The following is an 18,071-nucleotide window of genomic DNA, read 5'->3' as shown; positions in this document are numbered from 1 at the left end:
CGGCCGCCCCGGCCTCCGCAGCGGCGACGCCTGCGCCCTCCGCCGGCGCCGCCACGGGTTCCGCCTCGGTCCAGATCGGCGCCTTCTCCTCCACCGAGATCGCCGACCGCGAATACGCCGCCGTCGCGGGTCGCTTCGGCCAGTACGCCTCGGGCGCCCAGAAGCGGGTGACCGAAGTCACCTCGTCCAGCGGTTCAACCCTGTACCGCACCGCCTTCTCGGGCCTGTCGCGCGAGCGGGCGGTCGCCTTCTGCAACGCCCTGAAGGCCGCCGGACGGGATTGCATCGTTCGGTGACCTCCGCCGCCATCTACGGCTGTTCGGGCCACCGGCTGACCGACGACGAACGCGCCTTCTTCGCCGAGGCGCGGCCCTGGGGCTTCATCCTGTTCCGGCGCAATATCGACACGCCGGAACAGGTGCGGGCCCTGACCGACGAACTGCGCGCCGCCATCGGCGACGCCGACGCGCCCATCCTGATCGATCAGGAGGGCGGGCGGGTCCAGAGGATGGGACCGCCCCACTGGCCCAAATACCCCCCCGCGAGCGCCTATCTGGAGGCGGCCGGAGATATCGACGCCGCCCGAGAACTGGTGCGGTTGGGTGCGCGGCTGATGGCGCACGACCTGCGCGAGGTGGGAATCAATATTGATCTGCTGCCGGTGCTGGACGTACCTGTGCCAGGCGCCCACGACATCATCGGCGACCGCGCCTATGGCCGCGATCCGCAGACCGTGGCCCTGCTGGGTCGCGCGGCGGCGGAAGGATTACTAGCGGGCGGGGTGCTGCCCTGCGTCAAACACATGCCGGGCCACGGTCGCGCTTTCGCCGACACCCACAAGGACTTGCCGACGGTCCATGCCGATCTAGAGACCTTGGACGCCTGGGATTTCGCGCCGTTCAAAGCCCTGTCCGACATGCCGATCGGCATGACGGCGCACATCGTCTTCACCGCCATCGACGCAAAACGCCCCGCCACCCAGTCCAAGAAAGCGATCCGACTGATCCGCGAGCGTCTTGGCTTCGGCGGTCTGCTGCTGTCGGACGACCTGGTGATGAACGCCCTGTCCGGCAGTCTGACCCAGAGGGCGCACAAGGCGCTTAAGGCGGGATGCGACGTCGTGATCCACTGGAACGGCGACATGGATGAGATGCGTCAGGTCGCCGAGGGAGTCGGACCGCTGAAGGGCGGGGCGCTTCGCCGGGCCGAGGCGGCGATGGCGCGGATCGTGCGGGTTCCAGAACCCCTTGATCCGGTCGCGGGCCACGAACGCTTCTTCCGGGCGATGGCGGGCAAGACGGACGCCGCCAAGGGGCCGGACGTGGGCGAGGCGCAGGCATGAGCCGCCTGGACCCGATCGGCCCCAAGCCGCGCGAAGCGCGGTAGGCCGACAAGGATGACCGACGTCTTTCAGCCCAATCTTGATTTCAGCGCCGCCGCCGAGGTCGAGGAGCGCGAGGCCTTCGTCGTCGATCTGGACGGCTACGAGGGGCCGCTTCACGTTCTGCTGGCCCTGGCGCGGACCCAGAAGGTCGATCTGCTGAAATTGTCGATCACCCGGCTGGCGGAACAATATCTGGCCTTCGTGCACGAGGCGCGGCGCAGGAATTTCGCCCTGGCGGCGGACTATCTCGTGATGGCGTCCTGGCTGGCCTATCTGAAGTCCCGCCTGCTGTTGCCGCGCACCGAAAAGGACAAGGGCGAGGAGCCGCCGGCCGAGGCCATGGCCGCCGCCCTGGCCTTCCGGCTGCAAAAGCTGGAGGCCATGCGCAAGGCGGTGGACCAGCTGATGGCGCGGCCCCAGCTGAAGCGCGACGTCTTCACGCGGGGCGATCCCCAGGCGACGGTGATCGTCCCGTCCGACCGGATCGACGCCAGCCTGTATGACCTGATGAGCGCCTATGTGACCCAGCGCCGCCGCGAGGAGGGGCGGCGCTATTCGCCCGGCCAGCGGGTCGAGGCCTTTCCGCTGGAGGCGGCGCGCGACTGGCTGCGCGAGATCATGCCGCGCCTGGCCGACTGGACCCCGCTGGACCAGGTGGCGCCCCATCCCGAAGACCCGGACGGCCCCAGCCAGGCCAGCTATACCGCCTCGACCCTGTCGGCCAGTCTGGAGCTGGTGAAGGAGGGGGCCATGGACATCCGCCAGACGGCGCCCTTCGCGGATCTGTATCTGAAACGCCGGGGAGGCGGACATCCGCTGGAGCTGACGCCGTGAGCGACCTCTCCTTCCAACCCGACGATGGCGAGATCGAGCGCCGGGTCGAGGCGCTGTTGTTCGCCGCCGCCGGGCCGCTGAGCGCCGCCGAGATCGCCGGCCGTCTGCCCGAAGGCGCCGACGTCGCCCGCGCCCTGTCGGGTCTGCGCGCCCGATACGAGGGGCGGGGCGTGGAGCTGGACTGCGTCGCCGACCGCTGGCGGTTCCGCACGGCGGCGGATCTGGCCTTCATGATGACCGAGGAGCGAGAGGAGCCCCGCCGCCTGTCCAAGGCCGCGCTGGAGACCCTGGCCATCATCGCCTATCACCAGCCCGTCACCCGCGCCGAGATCGAGAGCGTGCGCGGCGTCACCCTGTCGAAGGGCACGCTGGACCTGCTGCTGGAGATGGGGTTCGTGCGTCTGCGCGGGCGCCGACGGACGCCGGGTCGGCCCGTCACCTACGCCACCGCAGATCGGTTCCTTGAACATTTCGGCCTGGCGACCCTGTACGACCTGCCGGGCGTGCAGGAAATGAAGGCGGCGGGCCTGCTGGACCTGTCGCTGCCCGTCGGCTTTGAACTGCCGGATCCCGGACGAGGCGCGGACGTCGACGAGGACAGTCTGACGAACGAAAACGACGCGCCGGAGTTCGCGCAGGACTTTGTCGGCGAGGAACGCTAGGCGGGATCGATAGAGGGGCGTCAGGTCGTCAGCAGCCGAGGCAGCTTGAAGGTCACGGTCTCGCGCGCCCCCCCGTCCTCGGTGACGGTGGCGTCGAACCGTTCCGCGATGGCGTCCACCAGGGCGGCGATCAGCGGTTCGGGGGCCGAGGCGCCGGCGGTGACGCCCACCGTCTGGACCCCGTCGAACCAGCTCCAGTCCACCTGGGAGGCGTCGTCGACCAGCCGGGCGTCACGGGCGCCGGCGCGCATCGCCACCTCGACCAGCCGGGCCGAGTTGGACGAGTTCTTGGACCCGACCACCAGCACCAGCTCGCACCCTTCGCCCAGCACCTTGACCGCGTCCTGGCGGTTGGTGGTGGCGTAGCAGATGTCTTCCTTGTGCGGGTCGGGCAGTTCGGGGAAGCGCCGCTTCAGCACCTTCAATATGCCCGCCGTGTCGTCGACCGACAGGGTGGTCTGGGTCGCATAGGCCAGGGGGGCGTCGCCGGGCCGTTCGAACGATTCGGCGTCGGCCTCGGTCTCGATCAGGCTGATGGCCCCCGGCGGCAGTTGACCCATGGTGCCGATCACTTCCGGATGGCCGGCGTGGCCGATCAGGATGATATGGCGGCCCGCGTCATGATGACGCTCCGCCTCCACATGGACCTTGGACACCAGGGGGCAGGTGGCGTCGAGGAACAGCAGTTGTCGCGCCTGGGCGTTGGCGGGAACCGACTTGGGCACGCCGTGCGCCGAGAAGACGACCGGCCGGTCGTCCGGGCATTCGTCCAGCTCCTTGACGAAGATCGCGCCCATGGACTTCAGCCGCTCGACGACATGGCGGTTGTGCACGATCTCGTGCCGCACATAGACGGGCGCGCCGTATTTCTTGATCGCGCGCTCGACGATCTGGATCGCCCGGTCCACCCCGGCGCAGAAACCGCGCGGCGTCGCCAGCCGCACCGCGATGGGGCGGCGTTCGGGCGAGGGGGCGGGGACGTGCATGTTCATGGCCGCAACCTAGTCGTTCGCGCGACATATCGCCATGCAGGGCGACCGAATCCCTGGTCTTGAACAGCGACGCATCGCCACGGTCAGGCCTTATCCGGCGAAAATCGAGTTCGAACAAAGATTTAACCTCCGTTCACGACGCCTTGACCTCTTGGCCGCTCACGATTAGTTTCCGCGCCGAATTCAGACCCGCCCGAACACATTGTTTGAGCGCTGAGAGCACAGGTCCTGTCCCCCATGTCGGAATCGCGCGAAGAGGCGATCAAACGCCTCCAAGACAGCGCATCCGCATTGGAGGCGCGGACCACGGTGGAGAAATCCGCCGAGCTGACCGGCCATCAGGTGTCGGGTCAGGCCTACAAGATCATCGCCGAGCTTCTCGGCGGCGTCTTCGTGGGTCTTGCGGCGGGTTTCATCGCGGACTGGGTCTTCGGGACCCGTCCGTGGGGTTTGATCGGCGGGGTCCTGTTGGGCTTCGCCTTGTCGATTTACATGGCGCGTCGCACAGCCAACCGGTTGATGGCGCAGGCCAAGGCGTTAGGGACGTCGGCTCCGGCCGATCCTTATGTCGAGGCCGACGAAGACGGGGAACGATAGGGCTTCATGGCCGATCCGATTCATCAGTTTCAGATTCAGAAGGTCATCGATCTTCCTGACGTGACCCTGCCCCTTCTGGGTACGGTCGATTTGGCCGTGACCAATTCGCACATCGCCATGACGGCCGCCTTCGTCGTGATCGTCGGCTTCCTGGCCGCCGTGACCTCGAACGCCCAGGTCGTGCCCGGCCGGTTGCAGGCCGCAGGCGAGGGCGTGTTCGGCCTGATCGACAATCTGGCCGATTCCATCATCGGTCACGAAGGCCGCAAGTATTTCCCGTTCGTCTTCACCCTGTTCATGCTGATCCTGGGCATGAACATCCTGGGTCTGTTCCTGACCTTTACGGCGACGTCGCAGCTGGCCATCACCGTCACCTTCGCCCTGATCACCTTCGGTCTGGTGCTGGTGGTCGGGTTCGCCAAGAACGGCCTGGGCTTCTTCAAGCTGTTCTGGCCGATGGGCGCACCGCTGGCGCTGCGCCCGGTCGTCGGTCTGATCGAGTTCGTCTCCTTCCTGCTGCGTCCGGTCACACTGGCGCTTCGTCTGTTTGGCAACATGCTGGGCGGCCACGTCGCGCTGAAGATCTTCGCCGGCTTCGTCGTCTCCCTGGGCCTGCTGGGCCTGGGCGGCGGCATCGGCCTGCTGGCTTTCCCGGTCGCGGCCCTGTCGCTGGGCATGGTCGTCGCCCTGACCGCCCTGGAGTTTCTCGTGGCCTTCCTTCAGGCCTTCGTCTTCGCCGTTCTGGCCTGCATCTATCTGAATGATGTGGTCAACCTGGATCACGCCCACTAAGGGCAGGACCAGTCTCTTCACCCCAACCACCAACGACTTAAATCTAGGAATACAATCATGGACGCTGAAGCCGCCAAGTACATCGGTGCCGGTCTCGCAACCCTGGGCATGATCGGTTCGGCCCTGGGCGTGGGCAACATCTTCGGTCAGTTCCTGGCCGGCGCCCTGCGCAACCCGTCGGCCGCCGCCGGCCAGGTCGGCAACCTGTTCGTGGGCGCCGCCCTCGCCGAAGCCCTGGGCATCCTGGCCTTCGTGCTCGGCATCCTGATGATCTTCGGCTGATATCAGCCGATACCGGCGCGCGGGGCTCGCCCGCGCGCCGTTTCATCTGATCCTGCAGCAGACGGTTCATGGCCAGCACCCACACCAATCATGCGGTTCCGGCTTCGGTCGAAGCGGACCTGCACGCCGAGACGGCGACCGCCGCCGAGCACGGCTCGGGCGGCCTGCCGCAATTCCAGTTCGAACACTGGGCGGGACAGATCGGCTATCTGCTGATCCTGTTCGTCATCCTGTATGTTCTGGTCTCCAAGGTCTTCGCGCCGCGCCTTCGCAAGGTGATGGACGAGCGGGCCGATACGATTTCCAACGCCGTCGCCACCGCGCGTCAGGTTCAGGCCGAGGCCGCCGACCAGGCAGCTCAAGCCCAGGCTGAAGTCGCCAAGGCCCGCGCCGACGCCCGCGCCATGGCCGCCGCCGCCAAGGCCCGCGTGACCGAAGACGCCGCCGCCCGCCAGGCTGCGGAAGAAGCCGTCGTCAACGCCCGCATCGCCGAGGCCGAGACCGCCATCGGCAAGACCCGCGACGCGGCCATGGCCAATGTCGCCGTGATCGCCTCCGACGCCGCCGCTGCCATGGTCGAGCGCCTGACCGGCAAGGCCGCCACCTCGGGCGAGCTGGCTACGGCCAAGGGAGCCGTCTGATGAACCTGATCTTCGAACACGGCATCTGGAGCTTCGCCAATGCGGAGATCTGGGTCGGGATCGGCCTGCTGATCTTCTTCGGCATCCTGATCGCCGCCGGCGTGCCCAAGATCGCCGCCGCCCAACTGGACGCCAAGGGCGCCAAGATCCAGGCCGACCTGGACGAGGCCGCCCGTCTGCGCGCCGAGGCCGAGGCCCTGCTGGCCCAGATCCGCAAGGAAAAGGCCGAGGCCGAGGCTCAGGCCGCCGAGATGATGGCCCAGGCGGAAGCCGACGCCCGTCGTCTGGAAGTCGAATCCAAGGCCAAGCTGGAAGAGACCCTGGCCCGTCGCCAGAAGATGGCCGAGACCCGCATCGCCCAGGCGGAGGCCCAGGCCTCGGCCGAGGTCAAGGCGGCCGCCGCCGACCTGGCCGCCAAGGCCGCGGAACAGATCCTGGCCGCCCGCCTCGCCGGCGGCGCCAAGGACCCGCTGCTGGACGCCGCCATCGCCCAGATCGGCGATCGCCTGAACTGAGGCCGGCTGGCTTAGCCGAACGAAAAAAGGCCCCCGGCGTCGCTGGGGGCCTTTTCTTGTGTCTAATGCCCCGCTGTCAGTGGGCGGTGGCGCCGCCCATGAAATGGGCCGCCTGGCGCTTCTCGCGTGTCACCAGTCGGGCGTAGACATTGCCCAGCACGATGCCGAACACCGCATGGGTGATCAGCAGCCAGCCGATGGTGCCGAAGCCGGCGGCGGCCGAGAAGGTCCGGTAATCGCCCAGCATCAGGATGGCCCCCATCATCACCACCCAGGCGCCGACGGCGAAGACGATGCCCTTGGTCTCGGGGGTGTCGGTGGGCAGGCGGGGACACATCAGACCGAACAACGGCCCCAGGATGAAGACGCCGCTGAAGGCGTGGATCGCCCAGCCGACGGCCATGTTTCCAGGCATGCCGATCATGGTGGCGATGACCCCCTGGAACGGGTCGAACCAGTTCAGGAACAGGTTGGGTATTTCAAGCAAGGAAACGGCGACGGTCGCGGCGACGCCCGCGATCATGCCCTTTTGTACGCGTGACATCATGACCTTAGCGCCTCCCAACGCATTTGGTGGTTCTCTGATAACGCCCAGACAGAATACGCCTGTAGAGGGAGAAGGGCGTTCACGATGATGTGGTTAGCAGTTGCGACAACGCAACCGCGAGACGGTCTGTCAACTAGCGGAAAAGCTTCCGGAAATAGCGACGAAGCATCTTCCGCAACCGCGTCAGACGTCGGCGGGGTCTCTTAAGCACGACCTTCTCGGCGCGCAGGGCCTGCTGCCAGAAGACAGGAGCGAACTCCGGCTTTTTGCGCATGAGCCGCCGGAACGGATAGACCCATTTGGGCCGGGCGTATTGGGCACGAATGAACAGCCGCTTGGCCCAGAAGGAGCTCTTCAGGATCAGCATCAGGCCGACGGCGATGACGGGAATGCCGCCTGGACCCGGCAGGGGCGCGATCAGAATTCCCAGAAGCACCACGAACAGCCCGCCCGCCATCAGCGCCCATCGCTTCAGCGCGCGAAGCGTACGGCTGCGCGCGCGGTAGGACGGAAGGCGGATCGCGGTTGCGAAGGTCAAGTCGGCGCCAGACAGAGAGGAGGGAGGTCCTGTGACAACGATCGTCACGACCGCCCGATCCCGACTCGGGAGAGGAAAGAGCGACCGTGGCCAGCCTGCCACAGGCTCGTTAAGACCGTGTGTCCATGGCCGATCCGTGTCTACGGCGTGAAGCTTTGGTCATGATTGATCAAGGGCTTCTGGCTGTTGCCTCCAGGACACAATAGGGGGAGGTCACCCCTCTTCAACCTTCGTCATCCTCGCCCTTGCGGCGAGGATCCATACTCCCGGTGTTTCCGCAGAATGCGCCTTCGTCTGGCGCTGGGAGTATGGATCCCAGGGACAAGCCCTGGGATGACGGGGCCTATCCGTCGCCCTTACGCCGCCTGGTTCGACCCTGCCGGCGCGGTCCAGCGCAGCACCGGCGAGCGGGCGGCGCGGGTTTCGTCCAGGCGGCGCAAGGGGGCGTGGAAGGGCGCGCCCTTGAAGCGATCGACGTCGCCGGCTTTCGCGGCCTCGGCCAACAGGCGCATCGCGTGGATGAAGCGATCCAGTTCGGCCTTGGACTCGGTTTCCGTCGGCTCGATCAGCATGGCGCCGTGGACGACCAGCGGGAAATACATGGTCATCGGGTGGAAGCCCTCGTCGATCATCGCCTTGGCGAAGTCGAGCGTGGTGATGTCCGTGCCCTTCAGCCATGCGTCGTCGAACAGGGCCTCGTGCATGCAGGGGCCATCGGGGAAGGCCGCCGACATCAGGTCCGACAGCCGGGCCTTGATATAGTTGGCGTTCAGCACTGCATCCTCGGCGACCTGACGCAGGCCGTCGGCGCCATGCGACATCATGTAGGACAGGGCGCGCACATACATGCCCATCTGGCCCTGGAAGGCGCACAGGCGGCCAAAGGCCTGCTCGGCCTCGTCTTCCTCGCGCTCGATCAGGCGATAGCCGCCGTCGTCATGCACGACCCAAGGCGCTGGGGCGAAGGGCGCCAACGCCTCGGACAGCACCACCGGCCCCGCGCCCGGCCCGCCGCCGCCGTGAGGCGTCGAGAAGGTCTTGTGCAGGTTGATGTGCATCGCATCGACGCCCAGATCGCCCGGACGAACCCGGCCGACGATGGCGTTGAAGTTGGCGCCGTCGCAATAGAAGTATGCGCCGGCCGCGTGCGTCAGGCGGCTGATCTCCAGGATGTCGCGCTCGAACAGGCCGCAGGTGTTGGGGTTGGTCACCATGATGGCGGCGACGTCGTCGCCCAGCTTGGCGGCCAGGTCGGCGACGTCCACGCGGCCGTCCTCAGTCTGGGCGACCTCGACGACGGTGTAGCCGACGAAGGCGGCGGTGGCCGGGTTGGTGCCGTGGGCGCTAGTGGGCACCAGAACCTTGCGGCGCTTCTCATGCTGGCCCGAGGCCTCGTGGGCGGCGCGGATGGCCATCAGCCCGCACAGCTCGCCGTGGGCGCCGGCCTTGGGCGACAGGGCGACGGCGGGCATGCCGGTCAGGGTCTTCAGCCAGTGGGCCAGCGCATCCATCAGCTCCAGCGCGCCCTGCACCGTCGAGATCGGCTGCAGCGGGTGGATGTCCGAGAAGCCGGGCAGGCGCGCCATCTTCTCGTTCAGGCGCGGGTTGTGCTTCATCGTGCACGAGCCCAGCGGATAGATGGCCAGGTCGATGGCGTGGTTCTTCTGGCTCAGGCGCACATAGTGGCGCATGGTTTCCGGCTCCGACAGGCCGGGCAGGCCGATCGGATCCTTGCGAACCAGGTCGCCCAGGTCCGAGCCGTCCGTCTTGGGCTCAGCCAGATCGACGCCGGTCTTGCCCCAGCCGTCGCCTTCGAAAATCAGGGCTTCGTTCTGCAACAGGCCGCGGCCGCCGGTCAGGGTGGCGGGCTTGGTCGTCACGGCGTTCGGAGCGGTCGGACGGCCGACGGTGTTCATGGTGCTCATGGTCGTTATCCCTTACGCGCCGAGGACTTTGGAGAGCGACTTGGCGAGGATCTGGATGTCCACATCCAGCGTGGTCTCGGTCGCGGCGACCAGCAGGACGTCGTCCATGCCCGCATCGGGGGCCAGACGGCTGTAGGGCACGCCGGCCAGAACATGGTGATCGGCCAGGGTCGAGACGACTTCGGCCGCGTTCCTGGGCAGGCGCACCGCGAACTCGTTGAAGAAGCGGTCGGTGAGGATTTCGACGCCCGGAATGGCCGCCAGGGCGTCGCGGGTGGCGACGGCCTTCTCGTGGTTCAGCAGGGCCAGTTTACGCAGGCCCGTCTCGCCCAGCAGGCTCATGTGGATGGTGAAGGCCAAGGTGCAGAGGCCGGAATTGGTGCAGATGTTCGACGTCGCCTTGTCCCGGCGGATATGCTGTTCGCGCGTCGACAGGGTCAGGACGAAGCCGCGCTCGCCGTCGGCGTCCACCGTCTCGCCGGTCAGACGGCCGGGCATCTGGCGGATCAGCTTTTCTCGCGTGGCGAACAGGCCGACGTAGGGGCCGCCGAAGTTCAGGGCGTTGCCGATCGACTGGCCCTCGGCCGCGACGATGTCGGCGCCCATCTCGCCGGGCGACTTCAGCAGCCCCATCGACACCGCCTCGGTGACCACGACGATCAGCAGGGCGCCGGCGGCGTGGGCGGCCTCGGCGATCTTGGTCACATCCGTCGCCGTGCCGAAGACGTTGGGGGTCTGAACCACGACGCAGGCCGTGTCGGGACCGATCTGGTCGATCACGGCGGCCTCTGCGTCGACGGCGGCGGCCAGGACCTGGGTCTCGACGCCGACGGCGTGGACCACGGTTTCGGTCGCCTTGACGTAGTGGGGGTGCACGCCGCCCGAGATCACCGCCTTGTTGCGGCGGGTCACGCGGGTCGCCATCAGCACGCCCTCGGCCATGGCGGTCGAGCCGTCATAGAGGCTGGCGTTGGCCACCGGCATGCCGGTCAGGTTCGCGACCTGGGTCTGGAATTCGTACAGGTACTGCAGGGTCCCCTGGGCGATTTCCGGCTGGTAGGGGGTGTAGCTGGTCAGGAACTCGGACCGCTGGATCACGTGATCCACCGTCGCCGGGACGTGGTGCTTGTAGGCCCCTGCGCCGCAGAAGAAGGGCACCGCGCCGGCCGTCGCGTTCTTGGCCGCCATGGCGGACAGGGCGCGCTCGACCTCCATCTCGCCGGCCACGCGGGGCAGGTCCACCGGCCCGTCCAGCCGCGCCGCCTCGGGCACGTCCACGAAAAGGTCGTCGATCGATTTCGCGCCGATGGCGGCGAGCATCGCCGTGCGGTCGTCGGGCGTCAGGGGGAGGTAACGCATGTTCTTCTCACTCCGTCATCCTCGGGCTTGATCCGAGGATCGGATGCGGTGCGGGCCGTGCGTCGAAGTCTTCGCACAAGCGGTTGATCCTCCGGCCCTCGGGTCAAGCCCGAGGGTGAGGGAGTTTGATACTAGAGGGTGGCGAGGAAGGCGTCGTAGGCGGCCTGGTCCATCAGGGCGTCCAGTTCCGAGACGTCCGACACCTTGATCTTGGCGAACCAGCCGTCGCCTTCCGGGGCGGCGTTGACGGTTTCCGGGGCGGTCGACAGGGCGTCATTGGCCTCGACCACCTCGCCCGAGACTGGGGCGTAGACGTCGGAAGCGGCCTTGACGCTCTCGACCACGGCGAAGCTGGCGCCCTTGGCGACGATCTTGCCGACTTCCGGCACTTCAACGAACACCACGTCGCCCAGGGCGTCGGCGGCGTGTTTGGAGATGCCCACGGTGGCGATGTCGCCGTCCAGGCTGACCCACTCGTGATCCTTGGTGAATTTCATTTCTATTCTCCTCTCCCGTCATCCTCGGGCTTGACCCGAGGATCGGATGTTGTGCGGTCCGTGCGTCGATGTCTTCGCACGAGCGGTTGATCGCCCGGCCCTCGGGTCAAGCCCGAGGGTGACGGGATGAATGTTACGCCTTCGGCTTCCGGTAATAGCGTTGCGCCACGAAGGGCATGGCGACGACTTCGGCGGCGGCGGACTTGCCGCGCACGACGACCTTCAACTCCGTACCCAGCGCGGCATAGGCCGGCGGCACGAAGCCCATGGCGATGTTCTTGCCCAGGGTGGGGGAGGGGCCGCCCGAGGTGACCTTGCCGATGACGTTCCCGTCAGCGTCGGCGATCTCGGCGCCTTCGCGGGCCGGGGCGCCTTCCTTGACGATCAGGCCGATGCGGACGCGCGAAGGACCGTCGGCCAGTTCCTTCAGGATGCGGTCGGCGCCGTTGAAGTCGGCGCGCTCCTTGCGTGACTTGGACAGGGCGAAGGTCAGGGCGCCTTCGACCGGGCTGGTCGTCGGGTCGATGTCATGGCCGTGCAGCGGCAGGCCGGCTTCGAGCCGCAGGCTGTCGCGGGCGCCCAGGCCGATCGGCTTGACGCGGGCGTCTTCCAGGATGGTGTTCCAGACGCGCTCTGCCTGATCCGCCGGCACCGAAATCTCATAGCCGTCCTCGCCGGTATAGCCCGAACGCGAGACGTAGCAGTCGACGCCGAACAGCATCAGCCGGGCGCATTCCATGAAGCCCATCTCGGCCAGGATCGGCTCATGCGCGGCCATGACTTCGGCGGCTTCCGGCCCCTGGATGGCGATCAGGGCGCGGTCCAGCACGGTCAGCTTGGCGTCGCCTTCGAGGTTTGCGCTCCAGAAGGCGAAATCCTCGTCCTTGTTGCCGGCGTTGACGACGACGAACAGGCCGTCGTGATCCGGGCGGCCGGCCATCAGGTCGTCGATGATCCCGCCGTCCTTGTTCAGCAGCAGCGAATACTTTTGCTTGCCGGCCTTCAGGATTTCATAGTCGCCGGGCACGAACCGCTCGAACTGGGCGGTCGCGTCCTCGCCGGTGATCTTGCACTGGCCCATGTGCGACACGTCGAACAGGCCGGCGTGTTCGCGGGTCCAGCGGTGCTCGGCCAGGACGCCCTCATACTGGACCGGCATGTCATAGCCGCCGAAGCCCACCATCCGGGCTCCCAGAGCGCGGTGCGCGGCGTTCAGGGGCGTGGTCTTCAGGGCTTGGTCGGTCATGGTTCAGGCTTTCACGGTCGCGTTTGGTGGCGGAGCTCCGCCGTCTTCGCGCCCCCGCTGTCCTGAAGCCTGAGAGATTCCGGCGGTCAGACCACCTTGCTCCGTCGGCGCGCCCTGATCCCGAGAAGGGGGCGACTTTCCAGCGTCCGTATGCTGTCGCGGTCCGTTTGCCTGAGCGTTTCCGGGGCGGTTGCGCCTTCGGCGTCGGGGGCCGGCCTGCCGGTCCCGAACTCTCCCGCGAGAGCATCCGACCTAAGCCACCGACTCCGGGCCCAAGTCAAGCGTTGGCGGCTTTCGGAGGCCGTCCGGCGGCGTCATTGTCGCCGTTCGCATCGCCTGTTGTTGAGTCGCCCTTGCCCTCGCGCCGTTGGCCCGCCAAGAACGGGAACCGCCTCAGCCGCACCGGACCGACCGCATGACCGCCGACCGCACCCGTCTCGACGCCCATATCGCCGCGCTCGACGCGCCCGAGGGTCTGAAAGCGGTGCTGACCGTCGTCGCCGCCCCCTGCGCCGACATCAGCAAGGTCGTCGCCGGCGGCGCCCTGGCCGGGGCTCTGGGCGCCTCGGGCCAGATCAATGTCCAGGACGAGGAGCAGAAGAAGCTCGACGTCATGACCAACGACATGCTGACCGACGCCCTTCTGGCCAGCCCCGCCGTCGCCGGCATCGCCTCCGAGGAAATGGACGAGGTCCAGCCGGCGACCCATTCGACCGGCCAATATCTGGTCCTGTTCGACCCGCTGGACGGGTCGTCCAACATCGACATCAACGCCATGGTCGGGACCATCGTCTCGGTGCTGAAGTCCACCACGCCGACGCCGACCGAGGCCGACTTCATGCAGCCGGGCCGCAACCAGGTCGCGGCCCTCTATGCCCTGTACGGTCCCCAGACCATGCTGGTCCTGACCACGGGTGCGGGCGTGAAGGGCTTCACCCTGTCGCACGACGGCGACTGGATCCTGACCCACGACGACATCGCCATATCGCCGGACACCAAGGAGTTCGCCATCAACATGTCAAACCTGCGCCACTGGTCCGAGCCGGTGCAGACCTATGTGGGCGACCTGCTGAAGGGCGACGAAGGCCCGCGCGGCAAGAACTTCAACATGCGCTGGGTAGCGGCCATGGTCGCTGACGTCCACCGCATCCTGATGCGCGGCGGGGTCTTCCTGTATCCGTGGGACAAGCGCGAGCCGAACAAACCCGGTAAGCTGCGCCTGATGTACGAAGGCAATCCGATGGCCTTCCTGGTCGAACAGGCCGGGGGCAAGGCGACGACGGACGGGACGCAGCCCATCCTGGACATCCAGCCCGAGCATCTGCACCAGCGCATCCCCGTCGCCCTGGGTTCGGCCAACGAGATCGACGCCTACGCGGGCATGTGATGCAGATTTTCGAGACCGACGCTCTCCTGGTTATCGACCCGCAGAACGACTTCTGCGAGGGCGGCGCTTTGGCGGTCGCGGGCGGGGCGGGGATCATGCCCCTGATCAACCGGCTGGCGGACCGGTTCGACCGGGTGATCCTGACCCAGGACTGGCACACGCCGGACCAGATCAGCTTCGCCTCCAACCACCCCGGCGCGGCCCCCTTCACCGAGATCGAGGTCGCCTACGGCCGCCAGATGCTGTGGCCCGATCACTGTATCCAGGGCGCGCCCGGCGCCGACTTCCATCCCGACGCGGCACCCACGGTGCAAAAGGCCCTGGCCGTGATCCGCAAAGGCTACCACCCGGCGGTCGATTCCTATTCCGGCTTCTTCGAGAACGACCATCGCACCCCGACGGGCCTGGCCGGCCTGCTGCGCGACCTGGGCGTGACCCGGGTCTTCCTCGCGGGCCTGGCCTTCGACTACTGCGTCCGCTTCACCGCGGAGGATGCGGTGCGCGAAGGCTTCGAGGCCGTGGTCATCTCCGACGCCAGCCGCGCGATCGCGCCTGAGACGGCGGCGGCGGCGCGGGACAGTTTCCGGGCGCTGGGGGTGTCGGACATTGAGGCTGCGGCCCTGCTGGGTTGATCTCAGCTCACTCCCAGAAATCCTCCGCCTCCGGAATGCGGGTGAAAGCGATCTTGGCGCCGATGAATTCGGGCAGGCCCGCCTTGGGACCGATGCTGACGGTGTCCTTGCCATAGCGGCGATTGAGGGCGTCCAGCGCCTGGGACAGGCGCAGGGACGGGGCCTCGCCGCCCTGATCCGGCCCGGTATCGAACAGGTCCGTCTCGAAGGCGTCACGGGATTTCAGCCCGTGAACCCCGACACCCACATAGCTCAGCCGTCCGGCCTCCAACTCAGGCTCGACCTTGCGCCACAGGACATCCAGCGCGGTCAGCAGGGCGAAGGTGTCCTGCGTCGGCGCGACGGGGCAACTCATAGCCGCCGTCTCCCAGCCTCGCCGGTCGCTTCTGGGCGTCGCCTTCGGTCCCATGTCCAGATGCAGGGTCAGGCTCGCCCCCGTCAGGCCCATTCGCCGCAGCCGCGCCCCGCATTTGACCACCAGCCGCCGCGCCACGGCGCGCGCCTTGTCCGGGGTCCGCATGGCCTGGGCCAGGACGTGGCTGTGGCTGATGGAGGCCGGGGGCTTCTCCGGCGTCGGCTCGCTGTCCAGGCCATGCAGGCCACGCCAGATGCGTTCGCCCTCGATACTGTTCCAGACCGCGCGCGCCTGCCGGGCGCTCATGGTCCACAGGCCTGCGGTGTCCGCGACGCCCGCCGCCTCCAGCCGCAGTCGCATCCGCGGGCCTATGCCGGGATATTTCGACAGCGGCAGGTCCAGCAGCGGGCCGGGCAGTTCGTTCGCTCTCAGGATGGTCAACCCGGCCGGCTTCTTCATGCCGCAGGCGGTCTTGGCCAGGAACCGCGACGGGGCCAGCCCGATGGACGAGCGCAGACAGTCGCCGACATTCTCCAGGATGCCGGCCTGAATCCGTCGAGCCAGGGCGACGGCGTTCGCCTCCTGCCGTTCGGGGCCGAGCAGTTCGCACGAACATTCGTCGATGGAGCCGACCTTCCACACAGGCACGTGGCGGTCGATCTCGGCCATGATCTTCTTGTGGACCGCGACATAGAGGTCCGGCCGCGCCTCGGCGACGATCAGGCCGGGGCACAGTTTGCGCGCCTCTGACACCCGCATCCCCGTGTGGACGCCCCAGGCCTTGCTTTCATAGCTGGCGGCGATGGCCCCGGTGTATTCGCTCATCGCTGGCCGGACGATGACAGGTCTGCCCTGCCAGTCCGGGTTCATCTGCTGCTCGACGCTGGCGAAGAAAGCGTTCAGATCGACGAACAGCCAGCGTAGGCCCGCGCTGTCTTCGTTCGCCTGTTCCATAAACGGAACATATCAGGAACATTTAGCGTCGGGAAGATAAAGTGATGTTTGGCGCACTCTTTGATCCGTCATCCTCGGCACAAGGCCGAGGATGACGGGTGGGGGATGGGATGGCGTCAGACCGCCGCGTAGGCATCCACCTCAGCCAGGAACGCCGCCTTTTCAGTCTCGCCCAGGAACGACCCCTCGAAACTGTTCCGCGCCAACAGCGTCACCTGATCCTTCGTCAGCCCCACCGCCGCCGCCAGCCGGCTGTAGTTGTCGTTCACATACCCGCCGAAATAGGACGGGTCGTCCGAGTTCAGGGTGACGTGCAGGCCCCGGCGCAGCATCTCCGGCACGGGGTGGTTCTTCAGGTCGTCGACCACGCAGAGCTTCAGGTTCGACAGCGGGCAGACGGTCAGGGTCATCTGCTCGCGCGCCAGCCGCTCCACCAGGGCCTCGTCCTCCATCGAGCGATTGCCGTGGTCCATCCTGTCGATGTGCAGCAGGTCCAGCGCCTCGTGGACATAGGCCGGCGGGCCTTCCTCGCCGGCGTGGGCGCACAGCTTCAGGCCCAGCTCACGCGCGGCGGCGAAGACGCGCTGGAACTTGGAAGGCGGATGACCGACCTCCGACGAATCCAGCCCCACCCCGATGAAATGATGCAGATAGGGCTTGGCCGCTTCCAGGGTCGCGAACGCCTCCTCCTCGGTCAGGTGGCGCAGGAAGCTGAGGATCAGACCCGAACTGACGCCCAGTTCCGCCTTGGCCCGGTCCATCCCCGCGATCAGCCCCTCGACCACCACGCCGAAGGCCACGCCCCGGTCGGTATGGGTCTGGGGATCGAAGAAGATCTCGGCGTGGCGCACATTATCGGCGGCCGCCCGCTGGAAATAGGCGAAGGCCAGATCCTCGAAATCCTTGCGCGTCAGCAGCACGGCCGCCCCGGCGTAATAGATGTCCAGGAAGTCCTGCAGGTTCGAGAAATCATAGGCCGCCCGCACCGCCTCGACGCTGTCATAGGGGATGGACACCCCATTGCGCTGCGCCAGTTCGAACATCAGCTCCGGCTCCAGCGAGCCCTCGATATGCAGGTGCAACTCGGCTTTGGGCAGGCCGGCGATATAGGCGTCGAGGGTGGTGTCAGCTTGTACGTTCATAGGCCGTTCTCCCGTGCATAGTCGTCCAGACCCATGATCTGGATGGTCGTCGCGTCTGACGCCCGCGTCTTGGCGATGAGTTTCTTGTCCGCCGTCAGAAGGGGCGCGCCTAACTGTTCGGCGTGGGCGATGTAGAAGCAGTCATAGGAGGGATGATCCAGCGCGATCGCCAATTCCACCGCTCGTTCGATCAGCCTGCGACCGGGCTCTACATCCAGGTTCATGGTTTCGATCAGTGTGACCGCCTGCATCGCCTGATCGCGAGTGATGTCGCCCATCCGACAGCGCTTCCAGATGATGTTGGCGCATTCCGACAGGATCAGATCAGGCGCCGACCAGGGCTGAGCGCGCAGGGCGGCGACGGCGATGGGGCTGTCGGGTTCATAGAGCGCGACCTTGATCGCCACGCTCGCGTCCACGACGATCAACGAGAATCCCGATCTTCGCGGATCAGGATTTCGGAGGGCGTGCTGAGTTTTCCCTTGGTGGCGTCGCGAAGGGCGGCGGCGCGGCGCTCCCACTCCGCGTCGATACGAGGCGTCAAAGCCTTGCGAAGGATCTCGCGATGCTCCGCTTCGGCCGAGCGATTGTTTTCCTGGGCGCGCTTCTTCAGGGCGATGGCGATGTCATCGTCGATATTACGGACGTGGAGGCTGACAGGCATGTTCGTGTTCCTTATGCTAGCACATATAGCATGAGGGGTTTGCGACGACTAGGCGTTCGACACCACCAGCCGCAGATGTCCAGCCTTGGTCTTTCCCGCGTCGTCGGTCGGCGGCGGATCGGGGGG

At 66.9% G+C, this 18,071-nt stretch carries 22 protein-coding genes and 1 riboswitch; of the genes, 11 read left to right on the top strand and 11 right to left on the bottom strand.

What is annotated here, in order from left to right; translation table 11 throughout:
- The 4 genes from ER13_RS10340 to scpB all read left to right on the top strand — a co-directional run.
- Positions 1–296: SPOR domain-containing protein (locus tag ER13_RS10340; RefSeq protein ID WP_035309010.1), on the top strand; the 296-nt coding region annotated here is incomplete at its 5' end.
- On the top strand, positions 293–1,342 hold the full coding sequence (gene nagZ, locus ER13_RS10335; protein WP_035309008.1) for a beta-N-acetylhexosaminidase: 1,050 nt from the start codon (positions 293–295) through the stop codon (positions 1,340–1,342). The genes ER13_RS10340 and nagZ, both read left to right, overlap by 4 nt.
- A 54-nt stretch (positions 1,343–1,396) precedes the next feature.
- Entirely contained in the window at positions 1,397–2,218 is an 822-nt protein-coding gene (locus tag ER13_RS10330; RefSeq protein WP_035309006.1) for a ScpA family protein, read from the top strand.
- Positions 2,215–2,880, top strand: a complete 666-nt coding sequence (scpB, locus tag ER13_RS10325; protein WP_008262461.1) for an SMC-Scp complex subunit ScpB — start codon at positions 2,215–2,217, stop codon at positions 2,878–2,880. The genes ER13_RS10330 and scpB overlap by 4 nt, the downstream gene beginning before the upstream one ends.
- Before the next feature lie 20 nt (positions 2,881–2,900).
- On the opposite strand, the gene ispH is transcribed toward scpB, so the two are convergent.
- Positions 2,901–3,872: a 4-hydroxy-3-methylbut-2-enyl diphosphate reductase gene (gene ispH / locus ER13_RS10320; protein ID WP_008261647.1), complete on the bottom strand. Its 972-nt coding sequence runs from the start codon at positions 3,870–3,872 to the stop codon at positions 2,901–2,903.
- A 237-nt stretch (positions 3,873–4,109) separates the two neighbouring features.
- Between ispH and ER13_RS10315 the strand changes: the two genes are divergently transcribed.
- From ER13_RS10315 to ER13_RS10295, 5 genes are all read left to right on the top strand, one after another.
- A complete protein-coding gene (locus ER13_RS10315; RefSeq protein WP_008261665.1) occupies positions 4,110–4,469 on the top strand; it encodes an AtpZ/AtpI family protein in 360 nt (119 codons plus the stop codon).
- A 6-nt stretch (positions 4,470–4,475) separates the two neighbouring features.
- The gene (locus ER13_RS10310; RefSeq protein WP_035309004.1) at positions 4,476–5,261 is read left to right on the top strand and encodes a F0F1 ATP synthase subunit A; all 786 of its coding nucleotides are present in this window, start codon (positions 4,476–4,478) and stop codon (positions 5,259–5,261) included.
- Positions 5,262–5,318: 57 nt separating this feature from the next.
- A complete protein-coding gene (locus tag ER13_RS10305; RefSeq protein WP_008261286.1) occupies positions 5,319–5,543 on the top strand; it encodes a F0F1 ATP synthase subunit C in 225 nt (74 codons plus the stop codon).
- A gap of 68 nt (positions 5,544–5,611) precedes the next feature.
- Positions 5,612–6,184: an ATP synthase F0 subunit B' gene (locus ER13_RS10300; RefSeq protein ID WP_008263958.1), complete on the top strand. Its 573-nt coding sequence runs from the start codon at positions 5,612–5,614 to the stop codon at positions 6,182–6,184.
- Positions 6,184–6,699 carry a F0F1 ATP synthase subunit B gene (locus ER13_RS10295; RefSeq protein ID WP_008258724.1) on the top strand — a complete coding sequence of 172 codons (516 nt, stop codon included), beginning with the start codon at positions 6,184–6,186 and terminating at the stop codon, positions 6,697–6,699. The genes ER13_RS10300 and ER13_RS10295 overlap by 1 nt, the downstream gene beginning before the upstream one ends.
- 76 nt (positions 6,700–6,775) lie before the next feature.
- On the opposite strand, the gene ER13_RS10290 is transcribed toward ER13_RS10295, so the two are convergent.
- The 6 genes from ER13_RS10290 to gcvT all read right to left on the bottom strand — a co-directional run bounded on the left by ER13_RS10290 (position 6,776) and on the right by gcvT (position 12,811).
- The gene (locus ER13_RS10290) at positions 6,776–7,246 is read right to left on the bottom strand and encodes a DUF6789 family protein (protein ID WP_035309002.1); all 471 of its coding nucleotides are present in this window, start codon (positions 7,244–7,246) and stop codon (positions 6,776–6,778) included.
- Between the two features lie 133 nt (positions 7,247–7,379).
- Entirely contained in the window at positions 7,380–7,784 is a 405-nt protein-coding gene (locus ER13_RS10285; protein ID WP_154725560.1) for a hypothetical protein, read from the bottom strand.
- Between the two features lie 356 nt (positions 7,785–8,140).
- Complete coding sequence (gcvPB, locus tag ER13_RS10280) at positions 8,141–9,700, bottom strand: aminomethyl-transferring glycine dehydrogenase subunit GcvPB (protein WP_155988137.1); 1,560 nt, start codon at positions 9,698–9,700, stop codon at positions 8,141–8,143.
- A gap of 21 nt (positions 9,701–9,721) precedes the next feature.
- On the bottom strand, positions 9,722–11,068 hold the full coding sequence (gcvPA, locus tag ER13_RS10275; protein ID WP_035308998.1) for an aminomethyl-transferring glycine dehydrogenase subunit GcvPA: 1,347 nt from the start codon (positions 11,066–11,068) through the stop codon (positions 9,722–9,724).
- A 131-nt stretch (positions 11,069–11,199) separates the two neighbouring features.
- Positions 11,200–11,565, bottom strand: coding sequence for a glycine cleavage system protein GcvH (gcvH, locus tag ER13_RS10270; protein ID WP_008262168.1), 366 nt, complete (start codon positions 11,563–11,565; stop codon positions 11,200–11,202).
- A gap of 133 nt (positions 11,566–11,698) precedes the next feature.
- Positions 11,699–12,811: a glycine cleavage system aminomethyltransferase GcvT gene (gene gcvT / locus ER13_RS10265; RefSeq protein WP_035308996.1), complete on the bottom strand. Its 1,113-nt coding sequence runs from the start codon at positions 12,809–12,811 to the stop codon at positions 11,699–11,701.
- Between the two features lie 149 nt (positions 12,812–12,960).
- Positions 12,961–13,059, bottom strand: a riboswitch (glycine riboswitch).
- A 167-nt stretch (positions 13,060–13,226) separates the two neighbouring features.
- On the opposite strand from gcvT, the gene ER13_RS10260 reads away from it, so the two are divergent.
- The gene (locus ER13_RS10260; RefSeq protein WP_035308994.1) at positions 13,227–14,198 is read left to right on the top strand and encodes a class 1 fructose-bisphosphatase; all 972 of its coding nucleotides are present in this window, start codon (positions 13,227–13,229) and stop codon (positions 14,196–14,198) included.
- Positions 14,198–14,830 (top strand): nicotinamidase, encoded by a 633-nt coding sequence (locus ER13_RS10255; protein WP_008261932.1) that lies wholly within the window; start codon positions 14,198–14,200, stop codon positions 14,828–14,830. Before ER13_RS10260 ends, ER13_RS10255 begins: the two co-directional genes overlap by 1 nt.
- A gap of 7 nt (positions 14,831–14,837) precedes the next feature.
- Here the strand turns inward: ER13_RS10255 and ER13_RS10250 are convergent, their stop codons facing one another.
- From ER13_RS10250 to ER13_RS10235, 4 genes are all read right to left on the bottom strand, one after another.
- Complete coding sequence (locus tag ER13_RS10250) at positions 14,838–16,139, bottom strand: type VI secretion protein ImpB (RefSeq protein WP_035308993.1); 1,302 nt, start codon at positions 16,137–16,139, stop codon at positions 14,838–14,840.
- 116 nt (positions 16,140–16,255) lie between these two features.
- Positions 16,256–17,281, bottom strand: a complete 1,026-nt coding sequence (locus tag ER13_RS10245) for an adenosine deaminase (RefSeq protein ID WP_035308991.1) — start codon at positions 17,279–17,281, stop codon at positions 16,256–16,258.
- Positions 17,278–17,700, bottom strand: coding sequence for a type II toxin-antitoxin system VapC family toxin (locus ER13_RS10240; protein ID WP_255347091.1), 423 nt, complete (start codon positions 17,698–17,700; stop codon positions 17,278–17,280). Before ER13_RS10240 ends, ER13_RS10245 begins: the two co-directional genes overlap by 4 nt.
- Before the next feature lie 5 nt (positions 17,701–17,705).
- Positions 17,706–17,945 carry a hypothetical protein gene (locus tag ER13_RS10235; protein ID WP_035308989.1) on the bottom strand — a complete coding sequence of 80 codons (240 nt, stop codon included), beginning with the start codon at positions 17,943–17,945 and terminating at the stop codon, positions 17,706–17,708.
- Between the last annotated feature and the right edge of the window lie 126 nt (positions 17,946–18,071).

Source organism: Brevundimonas sp. EAKA (assembly GCF_000698025.1).
GTDB lineage: Bacteria > Pseudomonadota > Alphaproteobacteria > Caulobacterales > Caulobacteraceae > Brevundimonas > Brevundimonas mediterranea_A.
The sequence above is the reverse complement of the archived record's forward strand: the minus strand, read 5'-3'. Positions and strand labels throughout refer to the sequence as shown.